This window comes from Streptomyces sp. ISL-43 (assembly GCF_018614195.1).
Taxonomy (GTDB): domain Bacteria; phylum Actinomycetota; class Actinomycetes; order Streptomycetales; family Streptomycetaceae; genus Streptomyces.
In genome coordinates, this window is record NZ_JAGGOT010000036.1 from 1 (window position 1) to 17966 (window position 17966).

The window sequence follows — 17966 nt, forward strand, 5'->3', positions numbered from 1 at the left end:
TCGTGTCGCACACTGAGCACGGAAGTTGTCACCTGTGAGCTGCCCCGACCTTGCTCTCCGGGCTGGCGTGAGCACGATTGTTGTCACCGAAGGTGCATTGTTCTTGTCACCTTGAGATCGTTTGCGGTCTTGCTGTCACCAGTACCGGAGATCGCCTACGCCGTACGCCGGGCTCCGCTTCTCTGAAGGGGTGGCGGAGCTTCAGGGATCCGGCAGGGTACATGCCGGGGCGGCCGATGGTGCGGGGTGCAGGCCCTTGTGGTCGCATTCGTGCCGGTGGGATGACCTGCTGGTCCCCGTCTCGCTCGGTGCCGGGCGGGATGGGCTCGACCTGGCCGAGGGCTGGACGCGCCGGTGGACGGCCACCTGGCGTCACGCCGGGGGCGACGTCATTTGTCCGGTGGCCGACCTGGCAGCCGCTCCAGTCGCCAGGCTGGGGCCGATGCGCGGCTTCACCTGGAGGCGGGACCAGCGTCATCGCCCCGGGCTGGAGTACATGGTCAGTACGGGGCGTCTGCACGGTTTCGAAAGCTTGGAGGAGGCCGGGCTGCTGCTGGCCCTGGACTTCGCCGGCCATGTGACCGAAGTTCTCTCGCAGCCGCTGCGGCTGAAGTTCCGTACGGCTGCCGGTTGGCGCAAGCACACCCCGGACTTCCTCGCGATCAGCCGCCTGGGCATCTGGCTGATCGACGTCCGGCCCGCGGACTTGATCCAGGAGGAGGACCGGGAGTCCTTTGCGGCGACGGCCGAGGCGGCGCTGACCTGTGGCTGGCACTACACGGTGGCAGCGGGGTGGAGGCCACATGTGCTGATGTCGGTGGACGAGATGTCGTCGCGGCGGCGGCCGCTGGCGGACCCGCTGGGTGTTCAGACGGGCCTGTTCGCCGGGGCGGGCGAGGGCTTGACCTTTGGGGAGATCGCGGCGGGCAGCGCGTTCGAACCGGTCGCGCGGGCTCATCTCCTCCATTTGCTCTGGCACCGCCGTCTTGGTGTCGATCTGAACCAGCCGCTCGCGGACCGCTCGACGGTTGTACTCGGATCGGAGCGTTCATGAGCACCGCTCGCGCACTGGATCTGTCCGTCGGTGCCGGGGTGGTGCTCGACGATGTGGAGTGGACCGTTGAACTGCGTGAACCGCATCTCGGGCGGGTGCAACTGGTGGGGCCGGACGGTTCCCGGCAACGACTGACCTTCCACTTTCTCGCCAACCACAGGCATTGCCGTGCCTCTTCCCGAACCTCGGCGTCGGGGGCGAGCCGGGGCCGACAGCCAGCGTCGGCAGGGGACTTGGACCCTGGTAAGCGCCGACTGGCCGAGCTACGCGCGGCCCACTTGCTGGAAGTGAAGACTGGGTTCCGCAGTGGGGATCCGCTGCGGCCAGGGCCGGGCGAACCGAAGCCCGAGTACGACCCCGAGGCGACCACGCTGACGCAGCGGCGGATGGCGAAGGTCGCTGAGCTCAAGGCCCTGGCTAGCCAGGAGGCGAGGATGCTCGGCCTCGCCGAGGTGGGCTACCGCACCCTGATCCGCTGGGAGAAGAGCCGCAGCCGCTTCGGGCTGGTCGGCTGCGCGGACGACCGCTGGCTGCGCAAGAGCGGCGGGCATCCGAGCATCAGCGAGGAGGTCCGGGAGGCGATCTTCGCGGTGAGGGCCGAGACCCTGCACCGTTCGCGGGTGGACGGCCGCACTCGGGAGGCCATGGTTCATCAGTACGTACGCGAGACCTTCGGGCCGGACGTCGCGGTCCCCGGCTATCACACGCTGCTGAGGGTCTGGAAGGAGTGGTTCGGCCCAGGTGGGGCCCGCCAGCGCTATGCGCGGTCGGCAGAGCTGCCCACCAAAGCGGGGCACGTGGTGGTCCACCGTCCCGGGCAGGTGGTGGCGCTGGACACCACGGTGCTACCGGTCATGGTCCGTGAGAGCGTGTTCGGCGACCCGGTGAAGGTCCATCTCACCCTCGCCATAGACGTCTACACGCACTCGCTCTGCGCGTTCCGGCTCACGCTGGTCTCAGACACCTCGGTGGATGTGGCGATGCTGCTGCGGGACGTGATGCTGCCGCTGCCGATGCGGGCGGACTGGGGCGAGGAGATGGAATGGCCCTATCCCGGACTGCCCGCCGCGGTGGTGGCGGAGTTCGCAGGCCACGAGGTCGCCGGGCTGCCGTTCTTCGCTCCGGAGACAGTGACGACCGACCACGGGTCGGTCTACCGAAACCACCACCTCGTCGACGTCCAGCGCGTGCTCGGATGCAACATCCTTCCCTCCCGTGTCTTGCGTCCCACGGACAAGCAGGTCGTGGAGAGAGCCTTTGGCAGTATCCGGTCCCTGCTGTTCGAGCAGCTGCTGGGCTACACCGGGGTGGACGTCGCCGACCGCGGAGCCGACCCGGAGGGCGATGCGACGTGGACCATCGAGGAGATGGAACACCTGATCGGGACCTGGATCGTTCAGGTGTGGCAGCAGCGCCGCCTGGGCCAGCATGCTCCGAGCTGGGACCCGGGAGGGGACCACAGTCCGAACTCGCTGTTCGCTGCCTCCTTCGCCCAAGGCGGCTTCGCGATGGAGATCCCCTCGCCTGAGCTCTACTACCAGTTGCTGCCCGAACACTCGGTGACGAGGATCCATGGCCGGCGCGGGGTGAAAGTCCGCGGACTTTGGTACGACGGCCCGGCTTTGGACCCCTACCGTGACCAGAGGTCCACCCGAGGCGGCAAACGTAAGTGGCAGTGGGTCATCCACCGGGAACCACGCGACCGCCGCACGGTGTTCTTCCAGGACCCGCTCTCCCACGAGTGGCATCCGCTGAGCTGGACGGGGCTGCCACCGGAGGGAAAGGTGCCGGCCTTCGGCGATGCCCGAGTGCGTGACCTCTTGCAGCGTGCGGAGAGAGCCGGTCTGAAGCCAAAGGCTGATGACGAACTCCTTCCCCTGCTTCTGGATTTGATCGGTTTGCGGACACCGGTCAGGCAGTGGCCCACCCGCCTGAAGAAGTCCCAGCGCACCGAGTACGCCCGTGATGTCACACAGGCCAAGGCGGCAGCTACCGACCGGCTTGCCGCCGCACGAAGCGAGGAGAAACCCGCCGTCCGGGCGGCGGGGGACACGGTCGTCCATCTGCACTGGCCGGATCAGGCCCGGCAGGCCGCCGAGAGTCTGGATGCCGAGCGCCGTCGGCGCCGGGAACAGGTCGGGCCGTCCCGGCCCGCACTGCCGCCCCCGCTGGGGGCCAGCTACCGCAAGGGAAACTTGTTCATCCTCCCCGATGACGACGAGAGCGACACGGCCGAGCCGGGCCCGGTTCCGGAAGGAGAGGACTGAGATGGCAGACGGTCAGAGCGGGCCACAGGACGGTGTCGTCCCGTTCCTTCGGTTCGGCCCCTCGCCGAACCGCGTGACCCATGAGGGATTCCAGCGGTGGCGCCAGACGCGAGGAACGTTCATCCCGGCCCCGAGACTCTCGCTGGATCAGTACCGGGCCATGAGCCCGCGCAAGCGGGGTCTGCACGACCTGCACCGCGCGGCCACCCACGTGAACCTGCGGATGCAGGAGACGCCAATGAGCGCGCAGGTCACCGCGCTGATGAGGTCGCGGATTCAGAACAACGCGCTGAAGCAGACTCCCGGCACACGAGACGGCCTGATGATCAACGGCGGTGGCTATCAGGGCAAGACGGAGACGGCTTGCGAGACGGCCGCCGAGTTCGAGGACTTCTGGCGTGACCTGCACCACCAGCTCAACCCGAACGCGATCCCCGGCACCCGAGACCTGTTCCTGCCGGTGGCCTACTGTCAGACGCCGGTCAAGGCCACTCCGAAGGGGCTGTGCGAGGCCATTCTGGACTTCTACGGTGCCCCGCACGCCAAGACCCTGCGGGGGCTGATCCGCAACGTCCGTGAATCCCTGCACGCACACTGCACGACCGCGCTTCTGCTTGACGACATCACGCGTCTGAAAATGCACCGCGAGGACGACCAGGACACCCTCGATCTCATCCGCGACCTGATGAGCCTGAACGTCACTCTCATCCTCATCGGCGTCAACATCCCCGGCTCCGGGCTTCTGCGGGAGGGACGCCACGACCCGCGCACCGGGCAGATGGTGATGTCTCCTGCCAAGCGCGGAAAGAGCTACAACGACGAGGCGGCCACCCAGACCGAGCGCCGCTTCGACATGATCAACCTCAACCCGTTCCACTACGACACCCCCCACGGCATCGCCGCCTGGGTCAACCACCTCGCCGGAGTCGAGGACCAGCTGCGGCTCTTCCACGCTGTGCCGGGGATGCTCACCGACGGCACGATGCCCGAGTACCTGTTCCGCCGTACCGAAGGCATCGTTGGACTACTGAAACGGCTCATCGAAGACGGCTGCACCAAGGCCATGGAGAACGGCCAGGAGATCCTGACCGTCAACCTGCTCGACGAGATCCCCATCAACCTCGGCAACATCCCCGGACGGGATGCCGGCTCCGGAGAGATCCCGGTGCTGGAGGACGAGGCGAAAGCCGCACCGTCCAAGCGCCGTAAACGTGGCCGCAATACCGTCTTCGACGACCAGGGCGGTCACTCGGCAGCCGATGCCTGACGCCAGCCTCCGGCCCCTGCCACGCAGCCTCGACCCGCTGGAGGACGAGTCCCTTCACGGCTACCTCCTCCGGCTTGCGCACCGGCTTGGCACCTCACCAGCGGAGATCGCGGCCCGTACGGGGCTGGTGCCTGCGACCGTGGACAGAGGTACACGCCGCATTCCCATGGGCCTCCTGCGCAACCTCGACGATCAGCGGCTCGGCGTGCTCGCGCGCACGACGAACCTCACACCCGAGGAGGTTCGGCGGCTGCTGACCGCTCCTCTGGGCAGCCGCTACGGACCGCTGAACTCCAGCCTGTTGGCAAAGACCCGGACTCTGGCGGGCATGCTCCACAACAACAGCTGGATTCTCACACGCGCGACCCGGTACTGCCCTACGTGCCTGGCAGGCAACGGCTCCGAGGTCGAAGAGCGCCACGGTGGCGCTTGGCGGCGGTCGTGGCGGCTGCCGCCCGTCTTTGCCTGCCTGCGGCACGAACGGCTCCTCTTGAACGGGTGTCCCCACTGTGGGCAGGACGTCAACACCACACGCACGGGTGGCCTGATCGCTCGCGGTCACGAAGCAGGGCTTCATCCCGCTCGGTGCCGGGCCACGGCTCCCGGCACCCGGACGGTTTGCGGCGCAAGGCTGGCCGGCGCCGGCGTGGACCGTGCTCCGCAATCACCCGCCACGGTTGCGGCTCTGCTGAGACTTCAGTACCACTTCGACAACCTGCTGGCGCCGGACGGTCCGACGTGGGCGGGCAGCTTCGGATGGAGAATCCCAGCGGCCCAGTACTTCATCGATCTCCGGGCCCTGAGCGGGCTGATCTTCATGACGTGGCCACAAGCGCGCGACCTGACGGAGACGACGGCCCTGGCCGCGCTCGTCGACCGGGAAGCCGCGCGGCGACATGTCGCATTCGCCAAGTCCCGGGCCCCGATCGGCAAGCAACGCCGGGCCTCGCACCACTTCAGCGATCCGTCGGCGGATCCGGTCGTCGCCGGAGCGGTGTTCGGCATTGCGGCACGGCTGCTGTCGGCCCCCGATGAGACCGCGGGCCACGAGGCCATGGCCCCGATCATCGCCCGGACCAGGGGAGTGGAGAACGTGGTGGGATACCAGCTCCGCGCCCTGAACGGCTTGTCCCGGTCGGCGAGTGTAGTGCTCCTCGCCGTACGGCAGGACAAGGGCGCGTTCGCGCGCATGGGCCAGCGCATCCAAGCCCAGGGGCTCAGCCGAGTGGATACGGCATGAAGGAACCATCAGACGAGTGAGTGGCACCAAGATCGAAGCGAGCTCTCGTCGACCGCCCCGCGATCAGCGCAGTCCCAGCATCCGACGAATGGCCGAGTCCGATCCGGATTGCCTGGGCACCGCCGGGCCGCCGGCCGAACGGAGGGTTTCCTCTGCGATGCGAGCACGGCCCTTCGCCTCTGGCGGCGGGGCGAGAGTGATCCCGGCGTTCGTAAGGATTCCCAGGTCCAGGTTCCAGGCGATATGCGAGCGCTTCTCCCACAGCGCGAAGGCGGACCTGACGTGCTGGCGGGCCTGTGACTCGCTCATCCTGGTGACCTTCACCAGATGCGCGAAGGCCTGCGCCTCAATCCCGCGGACCTGCGCATAGCCGAAGTGCGTGACCGTGTGGCAGTCGGTGCACAGGCAGATCAGCCGCTTGAGGGTCTGTACGCGTGTCGTGTCGTCGAAGATCCACCGCTCGTGGGCCTCCAGCCACCGCTTGGCCTCACGGTCCTCGGCGGCCCCGCAGATCTCGCAGCGCTGCCCGGCCCGCGTCGTGATCATGCGACGGAGGCGTTCCCAGTCCCTCTTCTCCACGCAGGAGCGGACGTTGGTGAACCAGCAGGTGCTGGGCACCAGGTCAACGAAGAGACCACTGCCGAGGCCCCGGTCCTCACCGGGCAGCAGGTCGGGGACATCCGGGGCAGGCGCCCACCGCTGAAGCTCCGCAATCCCGCCGCGGGGCGCATACCAGCGCTTGGCGGCAGGATCCCAGCGTGCCCCGCCCTTCTTCGCCTCGTCCTTCTCAGCAAAGGGAACGTCTAACCAGATCCGTTCAACTGCCATGGACACCCCTCTAGTTATCTCCGAGCTTCTGGTGGCGAGATTAACGAACGAAGCCCCACCTGGAGTGTCCTTCAGGGTTACCGCTATCGACCTTGTCGCCGATCACGAAATTGGCTGAGCAGTGCGGGACACTGACATCTGGTTGTGGCCTTGATCGAGGGGGAGGCTCGTGGTCGAGCTGCGTGCTGAAGCGGTCCGGTGGGTGGACGACGAGCCGTTTCCGGGTGTGGTGGAGGTCCGATTCACGGATGCTGCGGGGTGCCGGTGGTCGCTGGTCGACAAGGCTCCTATCTTCGACGCCCAGGGTGCCTTGGGCCCGGATTCCGCTTATCCGCTGGAGGTCAGCGTCGCCTGCGTGATCATCGGATCGGCCAGGCTCCCGGAGGATGGCGAGCTTGTCACGGTCTCCACCACGCCCCATGGTGTCGCGGCCACGGACGGGCGGGACGAGTTCACCGTTCGGTGTGACCAGCTCACCTGCAGAGGGCAAGCGTGAGCATGCAGCGGTGGAGCTATCGCTACGTCGGACCAGCCGAGTTGAGGAGTCTTGTCCGGCCGGACGGCGAGGGTCGGAGCATGCGTTTGCCGGCCGACTTCAACGAGTGGGTTGCGACTCGGACGGTGGAGGAGTTGGCCGAGCCCTTCACCTTCGTTGTCGATGCGGCTGGAGTACTAAGGCTCGCGCCGCGTCGCAGTGAGCATGTGGTGTGTGCTTCTGGAGAAGTGGTCCGGAGTGCTGGTGAGATCAGCTTCAGCGAGGAGTCCGGGAGTTGGGCGGTCGACGAGGTCAGCAATCAGTCGACCGGTTACTGCCCGGACGTTAGCTCCTGGTCAGTTGTCGCAAAGGCCCTGGACCAGGCCGGAATCGTCCGCCCATCCGGCTTCACGCACGAGGTCGTCTTCCGACGCTGCCCCGCCTGCCAGCAGCTTAACGTCGTGCGCGAGGGGGACTTCGTCTGCGTCTTCTGCGACGAGGCCTTGCCGCGGGAGTGGAACGTGGACCGGCCCGGATGCGCTGGCACCGCCCACGTCCGCCGTCCCCATGGGCAATCGTGACCGCTGACAGGCCTACACGCGAACGTGCTCGCGCTCGTATGGGCCGTCGTTGGAACACCCGGTTCAGTCCCGGTCGTCGAGCCCGAGACCTTCCGGCAGCTCGCGCAGGGCCTGGCGACGGGCAGGGCTGGGTTCTTGGTCGGCGAGGTCGTGCCACAGGGCAGTGAGCCGGTCGCGGTCTGACTCGATCAGGTGACCGAGGGTATGGGCGCTGTCTTCGAACCAGCGCGTGGCGACATCCGGGGGAACGTCCTCGTCATCGCTGAGGTCGATGCTGATCACAAGGTCGGCGAGGGCCTTGGCCAGGATTTGGATGAGCTCGTCGGGCACGGTCTCTCCTTCCCCGGTCAGCACTGCCAGAGGAAGGCGGCCTGAACACAGGGTGCGCACGTGAAGGCGAACGCTGTGCCACAGCCGCCGAAGTTCATGGCCGTGGAGTGGTCCGGGCCTTCCTCGAACTGTGCGACCAGGTCCATAGGGTGGGTGCAGGTCGGGCACCGGGGTGTCTCGTCGCCCTGAAGCCAGTCAGGCTCTCCGCCGAGCTGTCCCAGGACGTTCCTCAGCTCATTTTCGCTACGGCTGGCCCACTCCTCACGCGCGCTGAAGTAGTCGGCTGCGGGTGAGGACACCAGGGTCACGGCGCTGACAGCGCCGAGGTGGAGCACCCCCTCGTCATTCTCACCCGGGGTGGGCGCGGACATCGGCGCCAGCCCGTCGGCAGGGAACAGCAGGGCACGGTTGCCGCCGGCTATCGGGCTCCACTCGTCGCACATACCGGGATCGTTCTGGCACATGAAGATCGCCATGACGCCACCGTCTTGCTTGTTGCCCGAGTCCATCGGGCGGTCCAGATCATCCAGGACGATCTGGGCCAGGAACTGCATCGGCCCGTCACACGTCGAGCAGTGAGGCCATGCCGTCCCCGCCGGGGCCATGGGTATCCCACCGGTGCGCGTGACCGGCCCTTCGGGCTCTCCGGGTCCCCCGTACGTCATCAGGATCGTCATGGGACCGGACCCTATGACAGCCCACCGACATCACCAGCCCCAGGGGCATCGAGTGTTCGTGGTGAGGAGGTGAATCTGCGAAGAATCGGCGGTGAGTCGATACGCAGACGACATCATGGGGCAATGCGCCCGCTGCCCCGCAGCCTCGACCCACTGCCCGACGAGACGCTGGCCGGCTACATCCTCCGCCTCGCACACCGGCTCGGGACTTCCCCGGGAGCGGTCGCCATCCGTACAGGACTGACTGGCCACCACAAGGAGAACGTGCTCTTCCGCGTTCCCATCCGGCTTCTGCACCACCTGGAACCGGAGCAGATCCAGGCCTTCGCCCGAGCGACCCGACTCGCCCCAGAGGAGGTCAGTTGCCTTCTGACCTCTTCGCTCGCCGAGCGATACGGACCGCTGAGCGAGAAGTTCACCCCGCGCAAGAGTGCCGCGAGGATGGTCAACGACAACGCCTGGCTCCTGACCCGCACCCCTCGTTATTGCCCGCAGTGCCTCGTCGGGGACGGAAGCCAGATCCAGCAACTCCACGGCGGATCCTGGCAACGCTCCTGGCGCCTCCCACCAGTCTTCGCCTGCACCAAGCACCGCCGCCTGCTGCGAATCGGTTGCCCCACCTGCCGACAACACGTCCACACGGTCGAGATGAACAGCATCATCGCCCGTCCCTGGGACGAAGACCTGCATCCCACCAAGTGCCGGACAACCGCCGCCCCGCGCACCATCGGGCGCCTCCAACCCGCCTGCGGTGCCCAGCTCGCCGAACCTGACGGCGCGCTCTCCGACGAACTTCCCGACGTGCGGACGCTGGAACACCTGCTTGGCCTTCAGCGGAGGCTTCAGGATCTGCTCGATCCCGTCGGCCTCGCGATGACCCCGTGTGTTGGTTGGCTGATCCCCGCCGCCGACTACTTCGCCGACCTAAGAGCCCTGCTCGGCCTCGTGTTCCTGTCCTGGCCGGTGGCCCGGTCCTTCGCCGCAACACCAGCCCTCGCCGAAGCCCTCGACCACGATGCCGAGCAACGCCATGCCCGTGCGACAGTCCTCCGGGGCAGACCCGGGAAGAAGCGTAGTTCCCGTCCCTACACCGACCCTCCGCTGGACCCGCTGCTCATGGGGGCAGTACTCGGGATTGCCGAACGTCTCCTTGACGCGGACGACGAAGAGCAGGCCCGCGAGCGAATGCTGCCGCTCATTCACCAGGCCAGCAATGTCGACTACGCCCTGTCGTTCTATCTCCGGCGCAAAGCCTGGATCTCGTTCCCGCTGCGGATCGTCGCCATGAACCACGTCAACCACATGGCTCCGATGCACAAGATCACCGCCCGCGGCCCGATTCCTAAGGGCGGCCGGGAGGAGCCGAAGTCGAAGGGCTACCGTCGCGCCTCTCGGAGCCGTCCCGAGCCAGTGGGTTGATCCGCGCCAGCCGCCAGGAGCCGCGTGATTGGATCACCGAATGACGGATTGGTCGCGACTCAGCCATGCCTACGGCTCTGCGGAAGACATACCCGCTTTGCTGGATCGGATCGCATCGGAACCGAACGCCGAGCTCTGGAACGATCTGTGGTCGGCGCTGTGTCACCAGGGCAGCGTTTACTCAGCCAGTTTCGCGGCACTGCCCTGGCTGGTCGGCGCAGCCGGCGGGTCCGACCGGGAGCAGGCGGTGAGTGCCCTCACCCTGGCCGGTGCGATCGTGGCAGGCGCTGGCCAGCCACACGACGCTGGCGATGTCCGCCTGGAGTACGCGGCCGAGATCGCGACCCTGCTGTCGGTGGCGAACCAGCGCCTCCGGACGGCCTCCGATCGCACCGAGTACGTCTACCTCTTGGAAGCCGTATTGAGCTTCGAAGGCGTATTGGGTTGGAGCGAGGACTTGGCATGGGGGCTTACGAACGAGGAGTACGAGGTCTCCTGCCCCGGCTGTGAAGCCAGCCTGTTCATTGTCCTCGGCGAGCGCGGATTCTTTTCCACCAGTGGTGACTACGCGCTGTCTGAGGATGATGTGGAGACGAGGCCCTTGCGCCCTGCGGATCCCGCAGCACTGGACGGTCTCGGCCGACGACTCCACGGCATCGCACTCACCGACGGTCAGCGAGAGGTCGCGAACGCGATGACGTACGTCTTCGGTGCCGCAAGCTGCCCGGACTGCGAACTGGACTTCTCAGTATCCGGCCAGATCAGCGCCGGCTGGTCGGCCACGCAGTAGGCGCTAGCTCTGTTGAGACTCCGCCCCACCCGTGGTGCTGGAACTGATACGCCCGACCCATGAGTGCGGTGTTAGGGGGACCACGCGATGTCAATCTCGACACCGCGGAAAGGCCCCGGTATCCCAGCTCAGACGCCAAGGGACAACTAACCGACCGGTAGCTCTAACCTTCTGCCGCTTCTGGCGTCACTCTGCCGGGCCAGCTGGCGGTTGGAAAGGTCCCCAGTCCTGTGGGGCGCCTTCTACACGATTGAAGTTGACGGTGCCGCCGCTGTGCTCGGCGCCGCCGAAACCGACCTTGCCGCCGATGAACTTCGCGGCGCCGAAGTCGACCCGGCTGCCACTGAACTTCGCGCGATCGAAGTAGACCCCGCCGGCGATGAACTTCGAGGCCAAGAAGCTGACGGTGCCGCCGCTGAAGTCGGCGCCGCTGAAAAGAACGATGCTGCCATTGAACTTCGCGCCGCGGAAACCGACCTCGCCGCCGCTGAACTCCGCGTTGCGAAAGTCGACGAGGTCGACCATCGGGTGGCCGCTGAACTCCGCGAGGTCGAAGGAGATCGTGCCGCTGCTGAACTTCGCGTCGTTGAAGGAGGCTGAGCCCTGGAATCTGCTTTCTGATAGGTCTCCGCCGTCGAAGTTGGCGTGGGTGAAGTCGAAGTCGTTCGCCGACCAGGAGATCGACGCTTGGCGCCGGAGGTGGTCGCGGATGACTCGAATGATCGTGTGGCGGACCTCGCGTTCGCCTTGCTTGTACGCCTCAGCCTCCGGATCAGGCTCGTACGGCATGCGCAGGTAGGCGCACAGGACGTTGATACACACCTGTCGTTGCTCAATCCAGTCGTCGGCGAGCCGGGTCATGGCGTATACGCCGGCCAGGCGTACCGCGGCCTGCGCGTGACCGAGCTGTTCGGCAGCGGTGGTGTAGCGCTCGGCGAGCTGGTTGTCGTCGGCCCGATCAGCGTCGCCCTCGGCGAGGCGCTGCTTGCGGTAGGCATAGACCCCGGCGAGAACGGCAGCGGCAAAGGCGAGGGTCGCGAGGGTGGTGCGGATCACCTCGTGGGTAGGGACAGGCTTCTGCGGGGCGGCCTCTTGCGGCCCGAGACCGCGGAGGAAGTTGTAGATCAGGAAACCTGCGGCCAGGGCTACCACGATGGCCAGTGGGCCCACGACCCAGACGTCCCACAGCCATGGCGCGTGCCGACCCCGTGAGGCCCGGCCTCGATGGTCCCGTCGCGGTATAGCTCTCACGTCTTGATCATGCTTGTGCTACGGCTCTGCTGGGTGCCCTACGGCGGCCGTTCGGCGTAACAGAGACACCCTCCTACGCCCGGGGATCCCCAGGGTTCTGGGTCCGTTTCTGCAGGTCATTGGCATCACGCACCCGATCCGCCCCGGCTATCAGCTGGTTAGTTGTCCACTGGTGTCCGAGCTGGGATTCCGGGGCCGGAAAGTGCGGGTGAGGTCCGCCAGCGGCGTGAAGACCGCCGCCTGCACGTCCTCAAGGGGCGCGTCGATGGGCATCGCGACCTTGCCGCATCCGCCAACCGAGTCGTCGGCGATGAACGTGTAGGGCCACACGTCCTGCCCCGACAGCAGGATGATCTCCCGCGGCCGCTTCTTCTTCGTCTCGTGTCGTCTCGCCTCGGCGCTATCCAACCCGACGGACCGCGAGGTTAGACGTCCAGCATGCCCAGGGGGGTATTCGCCCGGCAGATTCCGCCAGCGCCAGCGCACAGGAGTCCGCCAAGCTGACCGGTGACAGTCGTCTTGCTCAAGTGACAACCAGCGTGCTCAGGCACACACCGGCCGCGGGTGGGGTGGGAGTTATTGCAAGCGGGTGCTTGCAATAGTTAGCAAGGTGCGGCAGGATCGGGGTATGGCATCGCTCAACGTCGGGAACCTCGGCGAATACCTGCGCGAGCAGCGGCGGCAGGCGCAGCTTTCGCTGCGGCAGCTGGCCGATGCGGCGGGGGTGTCGAATCCGTACCTCAGCCAGATCGAGCGCGGGCTGCGCAAGCCGAGCGCGGACATCCTGCAGCAGCTCGCCAAGGCGCTGCGGATCTCCGCCGAGACGCTGTACGTGCAGGCCGGAATCCTGGACGAGCGGGACCGGGACGAGGTGGAGACGAGGGCTGTGATCCTCGCCGATCCGTCGATCAGTGAGCGGCAGAAGCAAGTGCTGCTCCAGATCTACGAGTCCTTCCGCAAGGAAAACGCCGCCGAGGCAGAGGCAGAGGCCGACGCCGAGGAGAAGAGCGCCGGCCCCCGTGCCGACGGTTCCGATGCCGATACGACCCACACGAACTGAGACTGTGATCCGGGAGGACCAGCACATGGCCATCGCCGATGACCTGAAGAAGACCCTCACCGACCCGACCCCGCTCTACTTCGTCGCCGGCACCGCGGACCTCGCTGCGCAGCAGGCCAAGAAGGTGCCCGGGCTCATCGAGCTGCTGCGCGCCGAGGCCCCCGCGCGCATCGAGGCCGTGAAGAACACCGACCCGAAGGCCGTGCAGGAGAAGGCCAAGGAGGCGCAGGAAGCCGTCACCGCCAAGGTCGTCGAGGTGCTCGGCGCGATCGACCCGAAGAAATTCGGGGAGACCGCGCAGGACCTGGCGCTGCGCGGGGTCGGCTTGGCCGCCGAGTACGCGGTCAAGGCCAAGGAGGCCTACGACAAGGTCGCCGAGCACGGCGAGCAGGCCGTGCGCGCGTGGCGCGGCGAGGTCTCCGAGGAGATCGTCGACATCGCCGTCGTCGTGGAGCCGGAGCCGGAGCCCGAGGTGCCGGCGCAGTCGAAGCCGGCCGGGCAGGACGCCGCCGCCGAGGAGAAGCCCCCGGTGAAGAAGGCGTCCGCGCGCAAGGCCGCGGCCAAGAAGGACGCCGCGGAGCCGGTCGTGGAGCGCTGAGAACGGCGCGACGGGCCGGGCACCTGAGGGGTGTCCGGCCCGTTGGTGTTTGCGAAAGGGGCTCTGCCGGTAGCGTGGAGTCAGGCGGCATCCGGCGTGCGAGGCGTGAGAAGGCGGTCAGGCGATGTTGATGAACGGGTTCGATAACGGGGTTCTGCCGTTGCTCGGGTTCGCCATGCTCGGGCTCGCCATCGCGGCTTTCGTGTTCGCGCTGATGGCTCGCGAGGATGCGTACCGCGCGGCGGACAAGCAGACCAAGACCTTCTGGCTGGTCATCCTCGGCGTCACCGTCCTCGTGGACTTCTTCCTGGGGATGCTCTTCCTGGAGATCGCCGGCCTGGTCGCCAGCATCGTGTTCTTCGTCGACGTGCGCCCCGCCCTCAAGCAGGTCTCGGGCGGCGGGCGCGGCCGGCGCAGCGGCGGCAGCAGCAGTGACGGGCCGTACGGGCCCTACAACGGCGGACGGTAGCCCCGGGCCGGGGTCCCCGGCTTCCGGCGGCCCCTGCCCAGCGGATCAGGGCCGCGCGCTCAGCCTTCGGCGCGGGAGAGGAGGACGACGGCGACGTCGTCCGTCAGCTCACCGCCGTTGAGGCGGCGGGCCTCGGTCACGGAGGCTTCCAGCAGGCCTTCGCCGCTCAGCCCGTCGTCCAGGTGGCGGTTGATCATCTCGACCATGCCGTCCTGCCCGAGGCGTTCCCTGCCGGGACCGATCCGGCCCTCGATCAGCCCGTCGGTGTAGAGCATCAGGCTCCACGTGCCACCCAGCTCGACCTGGCGGCGGGGCCAGCGGGCCCGGGGCAGCAGACCGAGCGCCGGGCCGCTGTTCTCGTACGGGAGCAGCCGCGCGGGGCGGCCCGGCCTGGATATCAGCGGCGCCGGATGGCCCGCCAGGCACAGGCCCGCGCGGCGGCCGTCCGGGGCGATGTCCACCGTGCACAGCGTCGCGAAGATCTCCTCGCAGGGGCGCTCGACTTCGAGGACCTCCTGGAGGGTGGCGAGCAGGTCGTCGCCGCACAGGCCGGCCAGGGTCAGCGCGCGCCAGGCGATGCGCAGCTCCACGCCGAGGGCGGCCTCGTCCGGGCCGTGGCCGCAGACGTCGCCGATCATGGCGTGGACGGTGCCGTCGGGGGTACGGACGGTGTCGTAGAAGTCCCCGCCGAGCAGCGCGCGGCTGCGGCCGGGGCGGTAGCGGGCCGCGAAGCGGAGGTCGGAGCCCTCAAGGAGCGGGTGCGGGAGCAGGCCGCGCTCCAGGCGGGCGTTCTCCTGGGCGTGCAGTTTCGATTCTGCGAGCTTGTACTGGGCGATGTCGGCCCGTTTTCTCTCCACCGCGTAGCGGATGGCGCGGTTGAGGAGCCGCCCGTCGAGCTCGTCGCGGAAGAGGAAGTCCTGGGCCCCCACCCGTACGGCCTCCGCGGCGCGCTCCGCGTCGCCCTCGGAGGTGAGGACGAGGACGGCGTGCCGGGGGGCGATGCGCAGGACCTGGCGCAGGGCGCCGAGCGGGTCGGCGCCGTCGGCCGGGCCGGCGGAGCCGTGCGGGAGCGCGAGGTCGAGCAGCACGCAGTGCACGTCCGGGGTGAGCAGGCGGGCGGCCTCGGTGAGGTTGCGGGCGCTGCGCAGCCGGATGCGGTGGCCGTCGGCGTCGAGGATCTCGGGGACGGTGAGGCCGCCGGCGGGGTCGTCCTCGATCACCAGCAGGTTGAGCGCCGACTGGCTGCCCGGGCCGCTCTCGGTGGCTGGGATGTCCCTCTGCCGCGGTACGGGTACGGGCATCGTTTCCGGTTCCTTCCCGCCCCCTCTGGGGTCGCTCGTCCGGGCGACCCTAGCGGGCGGGGTGGGCAAAGCGGAATGCCGTGGCTGGCAGGGGGCTCCGGCATATGCCTTTATCCAGGGGGAAAGCCCGCCCCGCCGAATGACCAACGTCACGGCGCCGGGGCGCGCCGTCCCGCCCACCGAGACGTCCCGGGTCCGGGCGTCGGCGGCCCCGCCGAGGGCCCCCGCACCACCCCTACGCGTCCGGTCGGACGACCGCCTTGATCGGCATCGAGCCCGCGCCCGCCATCGTGACGTTGCGCCCGGGGCGGGGGGCGTGGACTATCGCGCCGTCGCCCACATAGATCCCGACGTGGCTCGCGTCGTCGAAGTAGATGATCAGGTCGCCGGGCCGCATGTCCTTGATCGCGACCTTCGGCAGCCGCAGCTGCTCCTGCGAGGTCCGCGGGATCGCCTTGCCCGCCGAGAGCCAGGCCTGCGAGGTCAGGCCGGAGCAGTCGTACGAGCCCGGTCCCTCCGCGCCCCACACGTACGGCTTGCCGATCGCGGCGGCGGCGTACAGCACGGCCCGCTTGCCCGCGTCGGTGGCCGCCGAGCCGGTGGCGTCCTTCATCGCTCCCGTCGACAACCAGGCCGTCTGCGCCTTGTACTGCGCTTCCTGCTCCAGCTGCAGCAGCTTGGCCTTCTGCTCGGCCTCCAGCTTGCTTTCGAGCTCCTCCGCCGCCTTGATCTTCTCCTCGACCTGCTTCTTCGAGGCCTCCTGCTTGAGCCGGTTGGCCTCCAGCGTCTCCCAGTGCGCGCTCGCGTCCTTCGCGTACTGCTGCAAGTCGCCCTGGGTCCGGTTCAGTTCGGAGAGCAGGTCCGAGGCCGCCTTCTCGCCCTGGCGCAGCCGGTCGGAGCCGTCCAGGAACTGGGTCGGGTTGTTGGTCAGGGCCAGCTGCGCGCCCGGCGGCAGCCCGCCCGAGCGGTACTGTGCGCGGGCGGCCGCGCCCGCGCGGCTCTTCAGTCCGGTGATCCGCTCCTGGCCGGCGACGACCAGCTTGGCGATCTCGACGATCTTGGCGGACTGGGTCTTGGTCTCGCCCTCCGCGAGGTTGTAGGCGTCCGTGGCGGCGCCGGCCTCGCGGTAGAGGTCCTCTATCTCTTTGCGGACTTGCTCCAGGGACCTGCCCTGCTGGGGCTCCGGTGCCGCGAACGCCGTGCCGGCCAGCAGGCCGGGCGCGCTCAGTAGTGCCGTCGCGCAGAGCAGCGTGAGGGCGATCGATCCCCGTCGTCGTTTCCTCATGGTCCCCCCAGACACAGGATTGACTAATCGTCAGTAACTTGTCATTGCCTTCGGGATGGTGCCACGAGTCGGTGAATTCCAACACCCTTGTGGATATCCACCCGATGCGTCCCGGTCGTCCCCGTTGCCCACGTCGCCGCCGCCGTCCCCGTCGTCCCTATCACCCCGAAGGCCTCAACGCTTCCCACCGCACCGTCAGTTCCCCCTGCCGCCACCGAACCGGCCCGTCCGCCAGCGGCCAGTCGGCGGACAGCGCCCGCGCCGTCCGGATCCAGCGCTGTCGCGCCCCGTACGAGGCGTACGGCGCCGCCGCCGCCCACGCCCGGTCGAAGTCGCGCAGGAACGCGTGCACCGGCTCGCCCGGCACGTTGCGGTGGATCAGCGCCTTCGGCAGCCTTTCCGCCAGGTCCGAGGGGCGCTCCAGGGAGCCCAGCCGGGTCGCGAAGGTCACCGTGCGCGCCCCCTCGGGCCCCAACGCGACCCACACGTGCCGCCGCCCGATCTCGTCGCAGGTCCCCTCCACCAGCAGCCCCTCCGGGGCCAGCCGGGAACGCAATCGCTCCCACACGGCCTCGACCTGCTCCTCGTCGTACTGGCGCAGCACGTTCGCCGCGCGGATCAGCGCCGGCCGGACCCCGCCCTCCAGCGGCACCTCGAACCCGCCGTGCCGAAAGCTCAGCCCCTCCCGCTCGTACGGCTTCGCGCCCGCGACCCGCGCCGGTTCGATCTCGATGCCGACCACCCGCACCCGCGGAGCCGCCTCCCGCAGCCGCGCCAGCAGCTCCACCGCCGTCCAGGGCGCGGCCCCGTAGCCGAGGTCCACCGCCACCGGATCGTCCGCGCGCCGCAGCGCCGCCCCGTGCGTAGCCGCGATCCAGCGGTCCATCCGGCGCAAGCGGTTCGGGTTCGTCGTCCCGCGCGTCACCGTGCCGACGGGGCGACGAGGGGGAGGGGTGGAGCGGGAAGCCATGTGCAGAGAGTAAGCGGAGCACTCCCGCCCGATAAAAATCCGGCAAACAGCTCAGGAATCCCCCCGCCCCCGGAATGCGGGAGACGGCCATTCGGGTTGCACTC

Annotated in this window: 19 protein-coding genes; 11 read left to right on the top strand and 8 right to left on the bottom strand. The window is 68.3% G+C overall.

The annotated features are described in order from the left end of the window. The first annotated feature begins 256 nt into the window (after positions 1 to 256). Genes J7F03_RS21760 through J7F03_RS21775 form a run of 4 tightly spaced genes read left to right on the top strand, consistent with a single transcriptional unit; the run spans position 257 to position 5828 of the window. Complete coding sequence (locus J7F03_RS21760) at positions 257 to 1054, top strand: TnsA-like heteromeric transposase endonuclease subunit (RefSeq protein ID WP_214951930.1); 798 nt, start codon at positions 257 to 259, stop codon at positions 1052 to 1054. Then, on the top strand, positions 1051 to 3321 hold the full coding sequence (locus tag J7F03_RS21765; RefSeq protein ID WP_214951932.1) for a transposase: 2271 nt from the start codon (positions 1051 to 1053) through the stop codon (positions 3319 to 3321). The genes J7F03_RS21760 and J7F03_RS21765 overlap by 4 nt, the downstream gene beginning before the upstream one ends. A 1-nt stretch (position 3322) precedes the next feature. Beyond that, the gene (locus J7F03_RS21770; RefSeq protein ID WP_214951934.1) at positions 3323 to 4588 is read left to right on the top strand and encodes a TniB family NTP-binding protein; all 1266 of its coding nucleotides are present in this window, start codon (positions 3323 to 3325) and stop codon (positions 4586 to 4588) included. Continuing rightward, on the top strand, positions 4581 to 5828 hold the full coding sequence (locus J7F03_RS21775) for a TniQ family protein (RefSeq protein ID WP_214951936.1): 1248 nt from the start codon (positions 4581 to 4583) through the stop codon (positions 5826 to 5828). The genes J7F03_RS21770 and J7F03_RS21775 overlap by 8 nt, the downstream gene beginning before the upstream one ends. Positions 5829 to 5891: 63 nt before the next feature. On the opposite strand, the gene J7F03_RS21780 is transcribed toward J7F03_RS21775, so the two are convergent. Next, positions 5892 to 6656 carry a DUF5710 domain-containing protein gene (locus tag J7F03_RS21780; RefSeq protein WP_214951938.1) on the bottom strand — a complete coding sequence of 255 codons (765 nt, stop codon included), beginning with the start codon at positions 6654 to 6656 and terminating at the stop codon, positions 5892 to 5894. Positions 6657 to 6825: 169 nt separating this feature from the next. On the opposite strand from J7F03_RS21780, the gene J7F03_RS21785 reads away from it, so the two are divergent. Next, entirely contained in the window at positions 6826 to 7152 is a 327-nt protein-coding gene (locus tag J7F03_RS21785) for a hypothetical protein (RefSeq protein WP_214951940.1), read from the top strand. 2 nt (positions 7153 to 7154) lie between these two features. Next, a complete protein-coding gene (locus tag J7F03_RS21790; protein WP_214952007.1) occupies positions 7155 to 7712 on the top strand; it encodes a hypothetical protein in 558 nt (185 codons plus the stop codon). A 63-nt stretch (positions 7713 to 7775) separates the two neighbouring features. On the opposite strand, the gene J7F03_RS21795 is transcribed toward J7F03_RS21790, so the two are convergent. Both J7F03_RS21795 and J7F03_RS21800 read right to left on the bottom strand, forming a co-directional pair. Beyond that, positions 7776 to 8042, bottom strand: coding sequence for a hypothetical protein (locus tag J7F03_RS21795; protein ID WP_214951942.1), 267 nt, complete (start codon positions 8040 to 8042; stop codon positions 7776 to 7778). Between the two features lie 17 nt (positions 8043 to 8059). Continuing rightward, positions 8060 to 8719, bottom strand: a complete 660-nt coding sequence (locus J7F03_RS21800) for a DUF1963 domain-containing protein (protein WP_251072281.1) — start codon at positions 8717 to 8719, stop codon at positions 8060 to 8062. Between the two features lie 123 nt (positions 8720 to 8842). On the opposite strand from J7F03_RS21800, the gene J7F03_RS21805 reads away from it, so the two are divergent. Continuing rightward, the gene (locus J7F03_RS21805) at positions 8843 to 10138 is read left to right on the top strand and encodes a TniQ family protein (protein WP_214951944.1); all 1296 of its coding nucleotides are present in this window, start codon (positions 8843 to 8845) and stop codon (positions 10136 to 10138) included. 28 nt (positions 10139 to 10166) lie between these two features. Beyond that, the gene (locus J7F03_RS21810) at positions 10167 to 10928 is read left to right on the top strand and encodes a hypothetical protein (RefSeq protein WP_251072282.1); all 762 of its coding nucleotides are present in this window, start codon (positions 10167 to 10169) and stop codon (positions 10926 to 10928) included. 186 nt (positions 10929 to 11114) lie between these two features. Here the strand turns inward: J7F03_RS21810 and J7F03_RS21815 are convergent, their stop codons facing one another. After that, positions 11115 to 12098, bottom strand: a complete 984-nt coding sequence (locus tag J7F03_RS21815) for a pentapeptide repeat-containing protein (RefSeq protein ID WP_214951945.1) — start codon at positions 12096 to 12098, stop codon at positions 11115 to 11117. Between the two features lie 231 nt (positions 12099 to 12329). Beyond that, positions 12330 to 12587 (bottom strand): hypothetical protein, encoded by a 258-nt coding sequence (locus J7F03_RS21820; RefSeq protein WP_251072283.1) that lies wholly within the window; start codon positions 12585 to 12587, stop codon positions 12330 to 12332. A 220-nt stretch (positions 12588 to 12807) separates the two neighbouring features. Between J7F03_RS21820 and J7F03_RS21825 the strand changes: the two genes are divergently transcribed. The 3 genes from J7F03_RS21825 to J7F03_RS21835 all read left to right on the top strand — a co-directional run bounded on the left by J7F03_RS21825 (position 12808) and on the right by J7F03_RS21835 (position 14306). Then, positions 12808 to 13239, top strand: a complete 432-nt coding sequence (locus tag J7F03_RS21825; RefSeq protein WP_214951947.1) for a helix-turn-helix domain-containing protein — start codon at positions 12808 to 12810, stop codon at positions 13237 to 13239. Positions 13240 to 13264: 25 nt separating this feature from the next. Further along, positions 13265 to 13837: a hypothetical protein gene (locus J7F03_RS21830; protein WP_214951949.1), complete on the top strand. Its 573-nt coding sequence runs from the start codon at positions 13265 to 13267 to the stop codon at positions 13835 to 13837. Between the two features lie 124 nt (positions 13838 to 13961). Further along, on the top strand, positions 13962 to 14306 hold the full coding sequence (locus J7F03_RS21835) for a DUF2516 family protein (RefSeq protein WP_214951951.1): 345 nt from the start codon (positions 13962 to 13964) through the stop codon (positions 14304 to 14306). Positions 14307 to 14365: 59 nt separating this feature from the next. On the opposite strand, the gene J7F03_RS21840 is transcribed toward J7F03_RS21835, so the two are convergent. The 3 genes from J7F03_RS21840 to J7F03_RS21850 form a co-directional block, all read right to left on the bottom strand. Beyond that, complete coding sequence (locus tag J7F03_RS21840) at positions 14366 to 15607, bottom strand: PP2C family protein-serine/threonine phosphatase (RefSeq protein ID WP_214951953.1); 1242 nt, start codon at positions 15605 to 15607, stop codon at positions 14366 to 14368. A 235-nt stretch (positions 15608 to 15842) separates the two neighbouring features. Continuing rightward, positions 15843 to 16892 (bottom strand): C40 family peptidase, encoded by a 1050-nt coding sequence (locus J7F03_RS21845; protein ID WP_214951955.1) that lies wholly within the window; start codon positions 16890 to 16892, stop codon positions 15843 to 15845. A 160-nt stretch (positions 16893 to 17052) separates the two neighbouring features. Continuing rightward, a complete protein-coding gene (locus tag J7F03_RS21850; protein ID WP_214951957.1) occupies positions 17053 to 17862 on the bottom strand; it encodes a class I SAM-dependent methyltransferase in 810 nt (269 codons plus the stop codon). Positions 17863 to 17966: the final 104 nt, after the last annotated feature.